The organism is Ruegeria sp. CDSA077 (assembly GCF_059612265.1).
Genome location: NZ_JBXWQG010000004.1, coordinates 139,789 through 155,739, shown reverse-complemented (window position 1 = coordinate 155,739; position 15,951 = coordinate 139,789). Strand labels below are relative to the sequence as shown.

The 15,951-nt window shown below is 56.3% G+C and carries 13 protein-coding genes; all 13 read left to right on the top strand.

Annotated elements, in window-relative coordinates; genetic code table 11:
- The first annotated feature begins 26 nt into the window (after positions 1–26).
- The 13 genes from AC2FLE_RS11440 (at position 27) to AC2FLE_RS11380 (ending at position 15,940) form a co-directional block, all read left to right on the top strand.
- A complete protein-coding gene (locus AC2FLE_RS11440) occupies positions 27–1,034 on the top strand; it encodes a carbohydrate ABC transporter permease (RefSeq protein WP_281995048.1) in 1,008 nt (335 codons plus the stop codon).
- A 3-nt stretch (positions 1,035–1,037) separates the two neighbouring features.
- The gene (locus AC2FLE_RS11435; protein ID WP_496697114.1) at positions 1,038–2,186 is read left to right on the top strand and encodes a carbohydrate ABC transporter permease; all 1,149 of its coding nucleotides are present in this window, start codon (positions 1,038–1,040) and stop codon (positions 2,184–2,186) included.
- 9 nt (positions 2,187–2,195) lie between these two features.
- Complete coding sequence (locus AC2FLE_RS11430) at positions 2,196–3,851, top strand: alpha-amylase family glycosyl hydrolase (protein WP_496697113.1); 1,656 nt, start codon at positions 2,196–2,198, stop codon at positions 3,849–3,851.
- 3 nt (positions 3,852–3,854) lie between these two features.
- Positions 3,855–4,937 carry an ABC transporter ATP-binding protein gene (locus AC2FLE_RS11425; RefSeq protein ID WP_496697111.1) on the top strand — a complete coding sequence of 361 codons (1,083 nt, stop codon included), beginning with the start codon at positions 3,855–3,857 and terminating at the stop codon, positions 4,935–4,937.
- Positions 4,938–5,020: 83 nt separating this feature from the next.
- Complete coding sequence (locus AC2FLE_RS11420; protein ID WP_496691372.1) at positions 5,021–5,773, top strand: sugar phosphate isomerase/epimerase family protein; 753 nt, start codon at positions 5,021–5,023, stop codon at positions 5,771–5,773.
- Entirely contained in the window at positions 5,773–6,819 is a 1,047-nt protein-coding gene (locus AC2FLE_RS11415) for a LacI family DNA-binding transcriptional regulator (RefSeq protein ID WP_496691371.1), read from the top strand. The genes AC2FLE_RS11420 and AC2FLE_RS11415 overlap by 1 nt, the downstream gene beginning before the upstream one ends.
- Before the next feature lie 22 nt (positions 6,820–6,841).
- The gene (locus tag AC2FLE_RS11410) at positions 6,842–7,591 is read left to right on the top strand and encodes a basic amino acid ABC transporter substrate-binding protein (RefSeq protein ID WP_142636138.1); all 750 of its coding nucleotides are present in this window, start codon (positions 6,842–6,844) and stop codon (positions 7,589–7,591) included.
- A 65-nt stretch (positions 7,592–7,656) separates the two neighbouring features.
- Positions 7,657–9,303, top strand: coding sequence for an amino acid ABC transporter permease (locus AC2FLE_RS11405; protein ID WP_496697110.1), 1,647 nt, complete (start codon positions 7,657–7,659; stop codon positions 9,301–9,303).
- Positions 9,300–11,264 carry a beta-galactosidase gene (locus AC2FLE_RS11400; protein WP_496697109.1) on the top strand — a complete coding sequence of 655 codons (1,965 nt, stop codon included), beginning with the start codon at positions 9,300–9,302 and terminating at the stop codon, positions 11,262–11,264. The genes AC2FLE_RS11405 and AC2FLE_RS11400 overlap by 4 nt, the downstream gene beginning before the upstream one ends.
- Positions 11,265–11,405: 141 nt before the next feature.
- Entirely contained in the window at positions 11,406–12,530 is a 1,125-nt protein-coding gene (locus tag AC2FLE_RS11395) for an extracellular solute-binding protein (protein WP_496691368.1), read from the top strand.
- A 117-nt stretch (positions 12,531–12,647) separates the two neighbouring features.
- The gene (locus AC2FLE_RS11390) at positions 12,648–13,760 is read left to right on the top strand and encodes an ABC transporter ATP-binding protein (protein WP_496697108.1); all 1,113 of its coding nucleotides are present in this window, start codon (positions 12,648–12,650) and stop codon (positions 13,758–13,760) included.
- A 12-nt stretch (positions 13,761–13,772) separates the two neighbouring features.
- Positions 13,773–14,693, top strand: coding sequence for an ABC transporter permease (locus AC2FLE_RS11385; RefSeq protein ID WP_142636148.1), 921 nt, complete (start codon positions 13,773–13,775; stop codon positions 14,691–14,693).
- Positions 14,690–15,940: an ABC transporter permease gene (locus AC2FLE_RS11380; protein WP_496697106.1), complete on the top strand. Its 1,251-nt coding sequence runs from the start codon at positions 14,690–14,692 to the stop codon at positions 15,938–15,940. Before AC2FLE_RS11385 ends, AC2FLE_RS11380 begins: the two co-directional genes overlap by 4 nt.
- Positions 15,941–15,951 lie beyond the last annotated feature (11 nt).

Below are 15,951 nucleotides of genomic sequence, written 5' to 3'. Positions count from 1 at the left end.
GCTAACCGTCACAAGGGAGAGGCGTCATGCATCCGGCATTTCAGGGCCTGCTGACCATCGCAATCGGCGTGTCAGCCTGTGTGGGCTATTTCTACCTGTCTAATCAGTTTCTGGACAAAGTTCTGTTCCCTGCGCGCGGTCCCAATGCAGGCCGCAACATCAACCGAGCGAGCATGATCCGCCCATGGCTGTTCCTGTTTCCCGCATTGGCTGCATTAAGCCTGTATCTGGCTTACCCGGTGGTGGAAACGCTGCGCCTGTCGTTGACGCAGCGCATTCCTGGCGGCGGGTACGAGTGGGTGGGCTTGGATAACTATGTCCAGATGGCGCAAGAGCCCAAATTCTGGGAAGCCATGCGCAACAACATGTTATGGCTGATCGTGGTGCCTGCAATGTCGACAGCGTTTGGCCTATTGGTGGCGCAGCTGACCGACCGTATCCGCTGGGGCAATATCGCCAAATCGCTGATTTTCATGCCGATGGCCATCTCGTTCGTGGGGGCCTCGGTGATTTGGAAGCTGGTCTATGACACCCGTCCGGTTGAGCAGGACCAGATCGGGATGCTGAACGCGCTTTACATCTTTTTCGGAGGAGTCGAGCCGCAGACATGGTTGACCATTCCCTTCTGGAACAGCTTTTTTCTTATGGTCGTGCTGGTCTGGATTCAGACCGGTTTTGCCATGGTTATCCTGTCGGCCGCCCTGCGCGGTATTCCCGAGGAAACCATCGAAGCTGCCATTCTGGATGGGGCCAATCCGTTCCAGATTTTCTTCCGTATCAAAGTGCCGCAGATCAAGACCACCATCCTGGTGGTCTGGACCACGATCACCATCACCGTGCTCAAGGTCTTTGACATCGTGTTTGCCATGACCAACGGCCAGTGGGAAACGCAGGTTCTGGCCAATTACATGTATGACAAGCTGTTTCGCGCCAATGACTGGGGCGTGGGCTCGGCCTCGGCCATGGTGATCATGCTGCTGGTGGCACCGATCCTTGTCTGGAATGTGCGCAATGCGCGTAAAGAGATGGAGTAGGCCATGAGCGATATAGCAGGAACCAAACCCGCCCTTCGCTGGGCTGTCCATGCCTCGGTGCTTTTTTTGGTTGTGCTCTGGGTGGTGCCGACGCTGGGGCTGTTGATCTCATCCTTTCGTACTGCCGACCAGATTGCCACAAGCGGTTGGTGGCGGTCGCTGTTCCCATCCGAGCAGAACCTGACCCTGCGCGCTGCCGCACCGGAAACTCAGGTGCTGGAGAACGGCGTTTACATGATCGAGGGCAACCTGTTTGAAACCGGCACGCAGGCGGCGATCTCGAAATGGGGCATCAGTTCTCGTGCGATCGATGATTTTGTACCGGGCGATACCGCGGAACTGCGTAAGGGTGGTACTATTACGGTGGATGCCGACGGCAAGTACCGGATGGAAAACACCGAAGAGTTCACCGGCAGTCGCGGCGTGCGCGTCTTTGTGACGGCGGAACTCCCTCCCGAGTTCACCCTGGCCAATTACCACAAGGTTCTGTTGGCAGAAGACAGCACGGACAGTATGGGACGGGCGTTTTTCAACACGCTGACCGTCACGATACCAGCGACGATCATTCCGATCCTAGTGGCCGCCTTTGCCGCCTATGCCTTGGCTTGGATGGATTTCCCCGGTCGGGCGCTGTTGATCGCTGCGGTTGTTGGCCTGTTGGTGGTGCCGCTGCAACTGGCACTGATCCCCTTGCTGAAATTTCACCTGAGTATCGGGATTGGCAAAGGCTATCTGGGCGTCTGGATGGCCCATACCGGGTTCGGGATGCCATTGGCCATCTACCTGTTGCGCAACTACATGGCCGGGCTGCCGCGCGATCTGATCGAAAACGCACGTGTTGACGGCGCGACCGAGTTTCAGATCTTTACCAAACTGATCCTGCCACTCAGCTTTCCGGCATTGGCGTCTTTTGCCATCTTCCAATTTCTCTGGACTTGGAATGATCTGCTGGTTGCCAAAGTGTTCCTGATCGATGCGTCCGGCCAGACCACAGTGATGACAAACCGGATTGTCGAGCTGTTGGGCACGCGCGGTGGGAACTGGGAAATCCTTGCCACGGCGGCCTTCGTCTCGATCGCTGTGCCGTTGGCTGTCTTCTTCGCAATGCAAAAATACCTGATCCGAGGCCTGCTGGCCGGGTCCGTCAAATAGAGGCGTCTGATGAACGTGCAGAACACAGCAGAACTTTCCAATGCAACCAAGGTGACCGCTGACTGGTGGCGTGGTGGCGTCATCTATCAGATCTATCCGCGCAGCTTTCAGGACAGCAATGGTGACGGGATCGGAGATCTGAAAGGCATCACCCAGCGATTGGGGTACATTGCCTCTCTGGGCGTTGATGCGATCTGGATTTCGCCCTTCTTCAAATCTCCGATGAAGGATTTCGGATATGACGTCAGCGACTATCGCGATGTTGATCCGATGTTCGGCACGATGGAGGATTTCCGGGACCTGCTGGATCACGCCCATGCCCAGGGGTTGAAGGTGATGATTGATCTGGTTCTGTCGCATACGTCAGATCAGCACCCCTGGTTCAGCGAAAGCCGCGCCAGCCGTGAAAACGCCAAGTCCGACTGGTATGTCTGGGCCGATCCAAAACCGGACGGTACGCCGCCGAACAACTGGTTGTCGATTTTCGGGGGTTCGGCCTGGCAGTGGGACTCGCGACGTTTGCAGTATTATTTGCACAACTTCCTCACCTCGCAGCCGGATCTGAACTTTCACTGTCCGGATGTGCAAGACGCCTTGCTGAATGTCGCCAGGTTCTGGCTTGATCTGGGTGTCGATGGGTTTCGGCTGGATACGATCAATTTCTATTTCCACGACAAGGCGCTGCGCGACAATCCCGCCTTGCCCGTGGATCAGCGCAATGCCTCAATCGCGCCGATGGTGAATCCGTATAACCATCAGGACCACCTGTTCTCCAAAAGCCAGCCCGAGAACATTGCTTTTCTGGAACGCCTGCGGGCCCTGACCGATCAATATGAAGGTCGCGCCTGTCTGGGCGAGGTGGGCGACGCACAGCGTGGGCTTGAGATAATGGGCGAATACACCAGCGGTAATAAGCGCATGCACATGTGCTATGCGTTCGAGTTCCTTGAAAAGCGCGCTTTGACTGCCAGCTATGCACAGCAGGTATTTGATCAGCTCGAGGACAAAGCAGGTGATGCCTGGCCTTGCTGGGCATTTTCGAACCATGACGTGGAACGTCACGCGTCGCGCTGGGGGCTGGACGAGGCAGCTATCCGGCAGCATGCGGTTCTGATGATGTGCCTGCGCGGCTCGGCCTGCCTGTATCAGGGCGAAGAGCTGGGCCTGCCCGAGGCCGACGTGGCCTTTGACGATCTGCAAGACCCGTATGGCGTCGAATTCTGGCCCGAGTTCAAGGGCCGCGACGGATGCCGGACGCCGATGGTTTGGGCTGCGCAGGATGAACAATCGGGCTTTAGCACCGGCAAGCCTTGGTTGCCTGTCAGTGACCCTCAGGCCGAGCGTGCCGTGGATCGATCAGAGGCCGAGCCCGAATCTATGCTTCACCATTATCGTCGTGCGATTGCATTCCGCCATGCCCATTCGGCTTTGATGTTGGGGGCGCAAAAGAACATGACGCAGATCGGGACCGTTCTGACCTTCACACGTGAAGATCATGCAGAAGAGGTGTTCTGCGCATTTAACCTCGGTACCGAACGTTCCGAAGTAATTTTGCCAGACGGGAACTGGCGCGTGATCGGGGAAGAGTTGGGCGGCGTCGCAGGAACGGGGACAGTGTCTCTGGGTGCTGCACAATTCTGCCTGCTGTTGAGGGAGAAGGAATAAACCATGTCAGAGCTAAACCTCACAGATGTCGCCAAAACCTATGGCAATGTGGATGTTCTTCAGAACATCAATCTTGAGATTGAGCGGGGCGAGTTGATCGTTTTTGTCGGGCCTTCGGGCTGTGGTAAATCCACCCTGCTGCGCATGGTCGCCGGGTTGGAAAAGATCTCGGGCGGAACGCTCGAGATTGAAGGGCAGGTGATGAACGATGTGCCGCCAGCACAGCGAGGCATCGCGATGGTGTTCCAAAGCTATGCGCTGTACCCACATATGACCGTTCGCGAAAACATGGCCTTTGCGCTGAAGATAGCCAAAATGCCGGCGGCTGAAGTTGGCGCCGCGGTCGATCGGGCGGCCCGCATCCTACAGCTTGAACCTTATCTGGACCGGTTGCCCAAAGCGCTATCCGGCGGTCAGCGTCAGCGTGTCGCAATCGGGCGCGCCATTGTTCGTGACCCCAAGGTTTACCTGTTCGACGAACCGCTTTCGAACCTGGACGCGGCGCTGCGTGTCGCCACCCGGATCGAAATCGCCCGTCTGAAAGAGGCGATGCCGGACAGCACGATGATCTATGTCACCCATGATCAGGTCGAAGCGATGACCCTGGCCAGCCGTATCGTTGTGCTAGCCAACAAAGGGATCGCCCAAGTTGGCACGCCGCTGGAGCTGTATGAGACGCCGGACAACGAGTTTGTCGCGCAATTCATCGGTTCACCAGCAATGAACCTGATGTCGGGGGTCATTACCGCGACCGGCGCACAGACAGTCGTCAAGCTGGACGGTGGCGGCACGGCGATATCAGCGGTACCAACCGAGGCTGGAGACGAAGGCAAGCAGGTGAATATCGGCGTCCGCCCCGAGGATTTTGTGTCCGTGGACAGCGACCCAATCCTTGAAGGGGTCGTAGACTTTACCGAGGCTTTGGGCGAGGTGACGCTGTTATACTTCGCGGTCGAGGATGGGACGGATGCCCTTATTGCCAAGCTTCCGGGCGTTCAGAAGAATATGCGGGGCAAGACTGTGATGGTCTCTGCGAATCCTGACAAGGTTCATTTGTTCCATCAGGGTGTTTCCATGCGGAAATAACCCTTTCCAACACGGTTCTTGACAAGACCCTGATGCTGTTTCAACTTGATTGAAACGTTTCATTTTGTGGTAGAACAGTGGAAATGCGAGTTTCAGCGCAGTTATACACAGTCCGGCAGGTTGGGGATTTGGCGGCCCAGCTTGACTTGGTGCGTGCCTGCGGGTTCACCGATATTGAAACGGTTGGGTTCCACGATCTTACCCCCACGCAGGTTACCAATGTGGTTAGACAGGCTGGTTTCACTGTTCGATCGGCCCATTTTGACTGGGAAGAATTTGAAACCCGGTTTGATGACATTCTTAGAATACTTGAAGCTTTGGAATGCCCTGTGGCGGTCATGCCTTGGCTGTCGCCCAAGGCTCGGCCCGGCACCGCCGAGGGGTGGAAGGCAGTGTCGGGCCGGTTGGCGGAATGGGCTGATGCCCTGTCAGCCAACGGTGTGCGCCTTGCCTATCATAACCACGATTTCGACCTTGCCGATCTAGGGCAGGGCTCGCCATTGGATATGGTCCTGTCGCATGAGGCCATTGGATGGCAGCCGGATATCGGTTGGCTATATTCGGCGCTTTCTGACCCCGCTGCACTGCTGAGCCGCTATTCCGACCGGATCGTTTCCGTCCATGCTAAAGACTTCGATCCATTGGCCGGACAAGGCGACGAGCGCTGGCGAAATCTGGGGCAGGGGGTTGTGGACTGGCCTCTAGTCCTGCGTGTTCTGGCTGACAGTCCCTGCGCTGACCTTTTTGTGGAACATGATGAAACTGCCGATCACGCGCAAACATTGCAGACGGGACATGACCTGTTGATGCGAATGCGCAGCGTTGAGGTGACATAGTGGCGCGCGCGACGATCAAGTCGATTGCAAAGCAGACGGGGTTTTCTGTCGGAACCGTCTCGAACGCGCTGCGTGGTGCCGAAACCGTTAAGAAAGAAACGCGGCAGCAGATTCAGTCCGCCGCCGAACAGCTTGGATACCGGGTCAATCTGGACGGGCTGAAGCTGCGGACAAAAAAGTCCTATCGCATCGGCGTTCTGGTCAGCGTGTCACCTGATTCAGATGAAGAATGGGAAGGCGTCGAATTCACACGCATTGTCGCGGGTATTTCGCGGGCTTTGAAAGGGTCGCGTTATGAGCTTGGCGTTCACAGCGTGGCGGGCCTGCAGGGAACGATGGCGACGCTGAAGGAAATCGTTCAGAACGGTTTGGCAGACGGGGTGATATTCTCGGGTACGCGCCACGCCGATCCGCGCATTGCCTATCTGCAACAGAATGGTTTTCCCTTTGTTACCATGGGTATGAGCGACAGCGGCAGATCACATGCCTATGTCGATATCGACAGTCAGGCAGCAGGTCACGATGCAACGCAACGACTGCTAGCCTTGGGGCATCGCCGGATTGCCCTGGTGAACCCGCCGGATGATCTGGTTTATGCGACGCAACGTCGAACGGGCTATGCCCAGGCGTTCAGAGCGTCCGGTCTGGTCGTTGACCCGGCCCTGATCTTCAGCGGGCCTACGACCGCGCGAACGGGGTATAATGCCTTTGAAGCTTTGATGCGGCTATCCGATAGGCCAACCGCGATCATCTGCGCGAACGAAGCCATGACCCTGGGTGTGCTTTCTGCTGCCCATGCGGCGGGTGTTGAGGTCGGTCGCGAACTGACCGTGATCTCGACCGATGATCTGCAACTTAGCCGTTATTTTGTCCCTCCGCCCAGCACCTATTACGTCCCTATTGAGGAAACCAGTCGATTGCTGGGTGAGTATATGCTCAAGGCTTTGGATGGGGTTGACCCGTCCGAAACACAAAAAAAGATCAGGGCCATTTTGATCGAGCGGCAACCTGACACAGTCGCGCCGGAAGCGGCGCTAAACACCTGAACCAACAAAGGAGTAACCGGAGATGTTAAGAAACCTATTTGCCGCCGCCGCCCTGACCGCGCTTGCCGCGCCTGCTGTGTTTGCAGCGGATCTTGAAGGGCGCGTACTTAAGATTGGAACAGATGCCACCTATCCGCCCATGGAGACGGTCGATGAGTCCACGGGTCAGATTGTGGGATTTGACGTCGATGTGATGAATGCGATCTGCGAAAAGGTGAACTGCGTTCCGAATTTCGTGAATACAGCCTGGGACGGAATTTTCGCCGCGCTTCAGCAAGGAGAGTTCGACCTCGTGATCTCGGGCGTCTCGATCACGCCTGAACGCGAAGAAAACATGGATTTTTCCGAGCCTTATATCATTGTTAGCCAGGCCATCCTGCTGCAGGTCGATAATGCCGACATGACGTTGGATGACTTCAAAGCAGGCGGTCAGAAACTGGCCGCGCAGACCGGCACCACCAATGCCCAGCTGGCCGAAGAGCTGGTCGGACGCGAGAATGTCAGCCTGTATGACAATTTCTCTGCAGCGATCCTGGCTTTGCAGAATGCTGACGTACAGGGGGTGATCATTGATGGAACCTCGGCATCGGCATATGAACAGGAATTTGCCGGGGAATTGGCTGTAGGCATCACAGGCCTTCAGTCTGATCCACTGGGTATTGTGTTTCAGGAAGGTGACGCAACCGTTGACGCCATAAACGAAGGGCTGGCCGCCATTCAGGCAGACGGTACGATGGACGCATTGGTTGCCAAATACTGGGGCACTGATTGAGCCGTTGAAACCCTTTCTGACCCGGCGGGAAAACCTGCCGGGTCAAGCATAACCCGAGGGACGCCATGATCCGCCTAAGCTCGATCCGGCCGAGTAATCTTGTTTTGCTCGCCGCTGCCCCGTTCATCATCTACCTGTTTGCCTCATCCTCGAAATATCTGAGGTCATTGGTTGCCATTTTGGGGATTGGTGAAAATGCGGGGCCCATTTTTGTTGGGTTTCTTCTGATACTGGCCGTGGCCATATTGGCCTATCTCTCGGCGCGCCGCATCCGGTTTCAAACCATCGCGCCGAACTGGTTGAGGATTGCGGCGGTTTTGGCAATCCCGGCCTCGGTCGGGTTGGCGATCCTTGGACTTGTCCAGCCTCAGGTGCTGATGCCCTTTGCGGAATCCGTCTTCTTTAATGCGCTCAGCGAAAATACGTCTGAGTTCATTGACCGATCTTCGCAACCTTGGGTCTTGTTCCCCGAGATCGTCGCAAAGGTGCAAATGAGACTACAGGCCCTGCTGGTAGGGTTTGCGATGGTGGTCGCGGTGATCCCTCTGACGGCCCGTTTCCCACAATCCATGAAAGTCTATGTTCAGATTGGACTCGAACTGCTGACCGGGCTGGTTTTGTTTTACCTGATGTTTCTGGCGCATTGGCAATTTGCGACCGGGGTCGCGATAACGTTCCGTGCAGCGATCTTTGCCTATATCTTTGCGGCCATTATGGGTCTGGTCTGGGTCGGTTTGCAGTCCTTCAAGCCCAAAGCTCGGACAACCGTTGTCTATGGGTCCATCAGCCTGACACTATTGGCCGTGTCGGCGTTCTTTTTTATGCAACCAAAGGTGAGCTTTGTTCTGGTTGGCAGTACTGAGGCAAGAATTGCCATTGTTCGGGGTACGCCGCAGGCCCAGGCGGATTTGATCCGGTTCGGAGAGTTCGACGGAGGTGAAGGCCAACAGTATCGCATTCGCAGCGCCCCCGATGCCGTCTCTGCGCTGGATCAGATCACAACCGTCGACAGCGTGTCTGGTGCTTTTGTTCCGGCCGGCGTTCATACGCAGGGCTATCCGGTGATCTGGCAATCCAGTTTTCTGCCGGACAAGTTTCGTAACCCGGCGCTGACTTTTGCGGTTTTTGGGTTTTTGCTTCTGACGCTGACGGTCGGAGGCGCACAGCATAAGCTACATCCGCTGGCTGTAGGGGCGGAGTTCTTTGTCGATACCATTCGTGGCATTCCAATGCTGGTCATCATCCTCTATATCGGCTTGCCGCTTGCTGGTGCGGTCAAGGATGCCACAGGTGGCGGCATCGACATGACCAACATGACCCGCGGCATCATCGCCATTTCCATAGGGTATTCGGCCTATATGGCCGAGATTTTCCGATCAGGGATTGAGGCCATCCCACGAGGTCAGATCGAAGCAGGCGGCTCGCTTGGGCTGTCCCGCTGGCAAACTGCCCGGCTTATTATCCTGCCACAGGCATTGCGCATAGTGACGCCACCTTTGGGCAATGAATTTATCGCGATGATCAAGGATACCTCATTGCTGTCCATCCTGTCGGTCCGCGACATGACTCAGCGCATGCGCGAATTTCAGGCCTCAAGTTTTCTGCCCTTCGCGCCATTCAACACAGCGGCGATCCTCTATGTCGTGGTGACGCTTGGTTGCGCTAGTTTCCTCAAATGGATCGAACGCCGCAGCGCACGGGAAAACCGATGAGCAGGCTTGAGCTGGGCGTTTGCTATTACCCCGAGCAATGGGACAAATCGCAGTGGCGCGACGATGCTAAGCGCATGGTCGATATGGGATTGGATTGGGTTCGGATTGCTGAGTTTACCTGGGGCCTGATCGAGCCGGAAAGAGGCCGGTTCGAATGGGGCTGGCTGGACGAGGTGATTGGAATTCTGGGCGATGCCGGTTTGCGCGTGATGATGTCGACGCCTACGGCTGCACCTCCGAAATGGCTAGTGGATGACTGCCCTGAGATTCTGCCAGTGGGGCCGGATGGCCGGGTGCGTGGGTTCGGGTCGCGCCGACACTATTGTTTTTCCAGCGATATCTACCTGACCGAGGCCCGTCGGATCACCACGGAATATGCCCGTCGATATGGCGAAAATCCATTTGTTTGTGCTTGGCAGATCGACAATGAATATAACGATCACGATACGGTTCTGAGCTATTCCAATGCCGCTCGCACCGGTTTTCGCAGATGGTTGCAAGACCGCTACGGTACGATTGAGGCGCTTAACCGAACATGGGGGACAGTGTTTTGGGGGTCGCTCTATTCCGATTTTGATCAGATCGAACTGCCCATAAGTTTGGTGGCCAGCCCGAACCCGACCCATGCTCTGGATTTTGCCCGCTATTCTTCGGATCGGGTGCGGGATTTCAATCGTGCTCAGGCGGATATTCTGCGCAGGTTTGCGCCGGGGCGCGATATTACCCATAATTTCATGGCAGGCAGCTTTGAGTTCGACCATCACGCTGTTGCGGCGGATCTGGATGTGGTCGGTTTTGACAGCTATCCGCTGGGCAACCTGTTGGGATCGTCACTGTCTGATGAAGACAAACGTCGATACTTGCGAACAGGCGCGCCGGACTATCAGGGGTTTCACTGCGATTTGTATCGCAGCCAGGGCAGGGGCCGAATGTGGGTTCTGGAACAACAGCCCGGTCCGGTGGACTGGGCCGAAAAGAACCCCTCACCTGCGGATGGGATGGTCAGGCTTTGGACTTGGGCCGCTTTTGCCCACGGTGCACAGGCAGTGATGTTCTTCCGATGGCGTCAGGCGAAGTTCGCGCAGGAACAATTCCACACGGCGCTTCTGCGATCGGATGGCAGCCTGGATCAGGCCGCGCTGGAACTGGCTCAGGTTGCACAAGAGCGTGCTGCCCTGCCGGAAGTCACCCGGCAGAATGCAGCTGTGGCAATTCTGTTGGATTACGAATCCATTTGGGCTGCAGATATCCTGCCGCATGATGACGCATTCCCGAATGCCGGGATTTTCCGGGTTTGGTATGCTGGCCTGCGTGCATTGGGGGTCGATCTGGATTTCGTTGGTCCCGATGATGATCTGACAGGGTATTCATTGATCGTATTGCCGCAAAACATGATCATCTCGCCCGATCTGGCAAAGAGATTGCACCACAGCCAGGCCAAATTGCTGATCGGTGCCCGTGCGGGCAGCAAGACTGTGGACATGTGGACCCCTGAAAATCTCGCTCCCGGAGAGTTGGCCGATCTTGCAGGGATAAAAGTCATACGCGTCGAATCCCTGCCGGATCTGGCGGGTGAATCCGTAAGCCTCGAGAGCACCGGGACCTTTGATTTTAAGGGCTGGCGGGAAGTCATCGAGACCGAAAATCAGGTAATTGCGCATTTCGTAAGTGCTTACAGGGCTGGCAGTCCGGCGATTGTGCAATCGGACCGGGCTATGTATCTGGCGATGATCCCAAACGGACCGTTGCTACGGGCGATCCTGATTAAAGCGCTGACATGGGCGGGCCTTCCGATACGGGAATGTGACCCGGACCTTCGTGTTACACAGCGGGGTGACCTCGGCTTTGCGTTCAACTTCGGGGCTGCCGCACAGGTTCTGCCGGATGACGAAAATCGGCAATATATTGTTGGTACTTCAGAAATCCCATCCTATGGTGTCTCAGTCTGGAAGTGGAAGTAAACCAGAGCTTGCGGACATGATTGCAAACTGGACCTATGAATTCTGCAAACTGTCACTTTTGGACTGACAGCTTTGCAGCAACCCTCTAGCCTGTGATTGCATAACAATAGGACTGAAAGTCCAACTATGGGAGAATCGAATATGGCCGAACGGAAAAACCTTTCCAGACGTACAATCTTGAAGAGCGCAGGGGCGGCAGCACTTGCAGCACCGCTGTACAGCAAAAGCGCGCTGGCGTCCTCGGGTGAGATCAACATTCTGATGTGGTCCGATTACCTGCCGCCAGCATTCTTGCAGGAATTCGAGACACTGACCGGAATCAAGGTGAACTATACCGGTATCGGGTCGAACGAAGAAATCATCAACAAGATGAAGGCCACCAAGGGTCAGGGTTTCGACATCGTGTCGCCGACCAATAACCGGTCTTTGCAGTGGGAACCGCTTGAGCTGTTGCAGCCTTTTGACATGAACAAGGTTCCGATTGATCTGGTGAACCCGGCGATGGCAGCGATTGGTACAGATGCCTGGAACTTTGGCGATTCCGGTGTGCATTGGTTGCCACATATCTGGGGAACTGAAGGCATCGCATATCGGACTGATCTGTGGCTGCCTGAAGGTGACGCACCGTCCTATGGCGACGTCTGGTCCGAAGCAAACGCAGGTAAGACCATGGGCCGCGCGCACTCGATGATGCTGGGCGCAGGCCTGTACATGGAGCGCGCAGGCGAGATGGAGCCCGGTTCCGTCTGGGCCGCTTATGGCGACGAAGATACCATGCGCAAGGTTTGGGGTCAGATCGCAGATTGGTGTATCGAACGTAAGAACCGCATCAAGCTGATCTGGAACGACGCCGACACACAGAAGAACGGTCTGTTGAACGAAGGCGTGATTGTTGGCCAGACATGGGATGGCCCGCCGCTGGCACTTAAATCTGCAGGTGAGCCTGTGCATTATCAGGCTCCGGTTGAAGGGGCGATGGCCTGGGTTGATGGTATGGCAATTCCAACAGGTGCTGCCAATATCGACCAGATCTATGCCTTCATCGACTTTGCCTACCAGGCCAAACCGGCCGGCGTTGCGATCGACAGCCACGGGTACAACTCGCCCGTTCTGGGTGCCGACCAATATTCGGGCGACACCTACAAGAAGAACTTCGCCGAAGCCTATCCGGGCGACTCGCTGGCTAACCTCAATCCGTGGCCGGCCGAAGCGCCCTGGTATGCGGAAACCCGGACCGAGTTCGTCAACAAGTTCAAAAGCGCCTGATAGCTTTTCAAAAAAGTGCCCTCCGCCAAACGCGGGGGGCTCCCAACCCGCACGCCACTGCGTGACGGAACCCATTTGGGTGCGCACCACCAAGCGCATCAATCGGAGATACCAAAAATGAGTGCAGGGGTCGGTGTAGATCTTGAAAACCTGTGGATCCGTTTCGGCGATTTTGTCGCGGTGCGGGACGCAAATGTGAACATAAACGGGGGCGATTTCTTTTCGTTCCTGGGACCATCCGGTTGCGGCAAGACAACGATTTTGCGCGCTGTTTCGGGGTTTCTGGACCCCAGCGAGGGTAAGGTTCTGATCGGTGGTAATGACATGCGCGGCATCGGGCCCAACAAGCGCCCGACTGCCCTGATCTTTCAGAACCTCGCGCTGTTTCCCCTGATGAAAGTCTGGGAAAACATCACTTTCTCGATGGAGATCAAAGGCGCCAGCGCGGCCGAGCGCCGCAAGCGGGCCGATGAGCTGTTGGACATGATCGCGCTGCCGGGACAGGGTGACAAGCTGCCCAGCGAGCTTTCGGGTGGTCAGCGTCAGCGCGTGGCGATTGCCCGCGCCCTATGTGCCGAACCCGATGTACTGCTGCTGGACGAACCGCTTTCGGCGCTGGACCTGAAGTTGCGCCAGCATATGCGCACCGAGCTGCGCGAGATTCAGAAGCGTGTCGGTATCACCTTCATCTATATCACCCACGACCAGGGCGAAGCGCTGACCATGTCGGACAATATCGCCGTAATGCGTGCAGGAGTGATCGACCAGATTGCCGATGGCAAGACAATTTACAATGACCCCAACACGGCTTTTGCGGCCTCGTTCGTGGGCGAAAACAACGTTTTCCGCGGCAAGATCAAGCAAGTCATGGGAGATGAGGCGCTGATTGCAACCAACCGATCCGGCGATCTGGTTGCACGGATTTCCACTGTAAATCAGGGCAAGCTGAAAGAAGGCGATGACGCGATGATGTTCATTCGCCCCGAGGCGCTGGCGATTGCCCCGGACGGTGCAGTGGGCGACCATTTTGTAACCGCCCGCGTGAACCATGAAGAATTCGAAGGTAACGCCTTCAATATTTTCACCGAAGGCGAGGGCGGCAAGGAAATTAAGGTATCGCTGCCCAATCTAGGCCAATCTTTCGATGACCATACCGGGCAGACCATCACGTTGGAATATCAGACCCATAATGCGGTTCTGGTTCCAGCGGGTGAGCTGGCCGCGGAATAAGGGGATAAAAATATGCCCCATTTTCTGAAAGAATTCTTCAACCGCAACGGCACCGGCATGGGATTGATGATACTGGGTTTGGTCCTGTTCTGGACCATCGGCCTGATCATCCTGCCGCAGCTGTCGATGCTGGATTTCTCATTCCGGCCAAACCTGCCCCCGCCCGAGATCGGGGGGCCAAAGGATGTCTATACGCTGGAGAACTACAAATACCTGATCTATGGCCCGGAAGGCGGCAGCCAGGACTATAACGCCGTCGATCTGAGGGTGTTTTTCCGCACCCTTCTGGCCGCGGTATGCGTTACGATTTTCAACCTGATCCTGTGCTATCCGATCGCCTATTATCTGGGTCAGTCCAAGGGCAGTCACATCCGCATCTTTGCGATCATGCTGATCATCCCCTACTGGATCAATGAGATCCTGCGCGCCTTTGCCCTGCGGATCATCTTTGGCGAAACCGGTGTACTGAACACGCTGTTCACTGGGCTGGGGGTCTGGGATATGCCGTTTGATTTCATCCGCAATGACATCGCGCTCTATGCCGGGCTGGGCTATGCCTATATCCTGCTGATGATCTTCCCGATGTATAACGTCATAGAAAGTCTGGATAAAAACCAGATCGAGGCGGCGCGAGATTTGGGAGCCCCCTGGTGGCGTATCCATTGGCGCGTGGTCATTCCCTATGCCAAGCCAGGGATCAGTTCGGGCTGTACTATGGTGTTCATGCTGTCCGCGGGTGCGCTGGCCGCGCCGCAAATTCTGGGCGGGCCGTCCTCCCTGTGGTTCACGCAGCTGATCTATCAGCAGTTCAACGACAACAATGACTGGCCGCAGGGTGCCGCCTACGCCATCGTTCTGCTGGTGACCTGTATCTTGTTCGTGCTGGCCGTTATGCGCCTGTTCAAGGTGAATATGGGGGATATCGGGAAATGAATTTGTCCTTCCTCCGTGTAAGCATCTGGGTCTACCTGGTGCTGTTCTTCCTGTACCTTCTGGGTCCGCTGGTGATCATGTCGGTCACGGCCTTCAACTCGTCCGAATTCCCAAGGATGACACCGTGGGAGTGTCTGACCTTCCAGTGGTTCGGCGAATTGTTTCAAGACCAACGCATCCTGAACGGCATCAAGAACTCACTGATCATCGGCGCCGGAACGGTGGTTCTATCGGTGGCGATGGGTCTAGCGGGCGCGCTGATGCTGACGCAGATCTGGCCGAAACTGCGCGCGACCTACTATACGGTCATCATCGCGCCGATCCTGATCCCGGGCGTTGTTCTGGGTATCTCGACACTGGTGTTCTGGGACCGGATCAACCGGATGTTGGGCTTGGGTGCCGACAGTTTCCTGTCAAACGGGATATTCCTGACGGTGATCGGCCAATCCACCTTTATCGCCAGCTATTGCATGCTGGTGCTGGTGGCACGGTTGCAGCGCTATGATATGGCGCTGACCGAGGCCGCGCTGGATCTGGGTGCAACCCATGCTCAGGCGTTCCGCAAGATCATGCTTCCGTTCATGCGACCGGCGATTGCCAGCGCGGCAGTGCTGGCGTTCTTGGCCTCGTTTGAGAACTACAACACCACCACCTTCACCTTTGGTGAATACCCGACGCTGACCATCGAACTGGCGCAGAAGGTGCGCTATGGCATCACGCCCTCGATCTCGGCGCTGGCCTTCATCATCGTGGCGCTGACGGTGTTCTTTGCCCTGCTGAACGAGGCCAAGCTGAAGCGACAGGAACTGGTGGCTGCTGCACGCAAGAACGCCACGGTCGAGGAACTGGCGGGCAAGATCAAGCTTCCCAGCTTCTTTGCCGGGAACCTTGCTGCGGTTCTGCTGGTTGTCTTTGCGGTTGCCACGATCACTGTGGTCGGAACCGCAACCGCCTACAATCCGGCTCAGTGTGTCGCAGATGTCAAAGAGCAAAAGCGCCTAGAAGCTGATCTGCGTATTCAAGAGCTGCGCAAGCAGCGCGAAGAACAGCGCAAAAAGCGCGAGGCGGAAGCGGCTGAGCAAGAGGGAGAGGGTGCGCAGGAATCGGCCCCGAAACCCTCGAATAACAGCGGTTTCGGCAATGTGTTTGCGCCGAATACTCTGGGTGACGAAGAAGAGGATTCTGGTACTGAAACGCCTTCGGGCAATGGCGGTGCCTTTGATCCCAACAGTTTGCAGACGAACTAAGCGCCTCGCAG

Bases quoted from the DNA above. Each gene is read 5' to 3' on its own strand.
- AC2FLE_RS11420 (WP_496691372.1), top strand. From the start codon at position 5,021: ATGCGAGTTTCAGCGCAGTTATACACAGTCCGGCAGGTTGGGGATTTG.
- AC2FLE_RS11390 (WP_496697108.1), top strand. From the start codon at position 12,648: ATGAGTGCAGGGGTCGGTGTAGATCTTGAAAACCTGTGGATCCGTTTC.
- AC2FLE_RS11430 (WP_496697113.1), top strand. From the start codon at position 2,196: ATGAACGTGCAGAACACAGCAGAACTTTCCAATGCAACCAAGGTGACC.
- AC2FLE_RS11435 (WP_496697114.1), top strand. From the start codon at position 1,038: ATGAGCGATATAGCAGGAACCAAACCCGCCCTTCGCTGGGCTGTCCAT.
- AC2FLE_RS11410 (WP_142636138.1), top strand. From the start codon at position 6,842: ATGTTAAGAAACCTATTTGCCGCCGCCGCCCTGACCGCGCTTGCCGCG.
- AC2FLE_RS11385 (WP_142636148.1), top strand. From the start codon at position 13,773: ATGCCCCATTTTCTGAAAGAATTCTTCAACCGCAACGGCACCGGCATG.
- AC2FLE_RS11440 (WP_281995048.1), top strand. From the start codon at position 27: ATGCATCCGGCATTTCAGGGCCTGCTGACCATCGCAATCGGCGTGTCA.
- AC2FLE_RS11400 (WP_496697109.1), top strand. From the start codon at position 9,300: ATGAGCAGGCTTGAGCTGGGCGTTTGCTATTACCCCGAGCAATGGGAC.
- AC2FLE_RS11425 (WP_496697111.1), top strand. From the start codon at position 3,855: ATGTCAGAGCTAAACCTCACAGATGTCGCCAAAACCTATGGCAATGTG.
- AC2FLE_RS11395 (WP_496691368.1), top strand. From the start codon at position 11,406: ATGGCCGAACGGAAAAACCTTTCCAGACGTACAATCTTGAAGAGCGCA.
- AC2FLE_RS11405 (WP_496697110.1), top strand. From the start codon at position 7,657: ATGATCCGCCTAAGCTCGATCCGGCCGAGTAATCTTGTTTTGCTCGCC.
- AC2FLE_RS11380 (WP_496697106.1), top strand. From the start codon at position 14,690: ATGAATTTGTCCTTCCTCCGTGTAAGCATCTGGGTCTACCTGGTGCTG.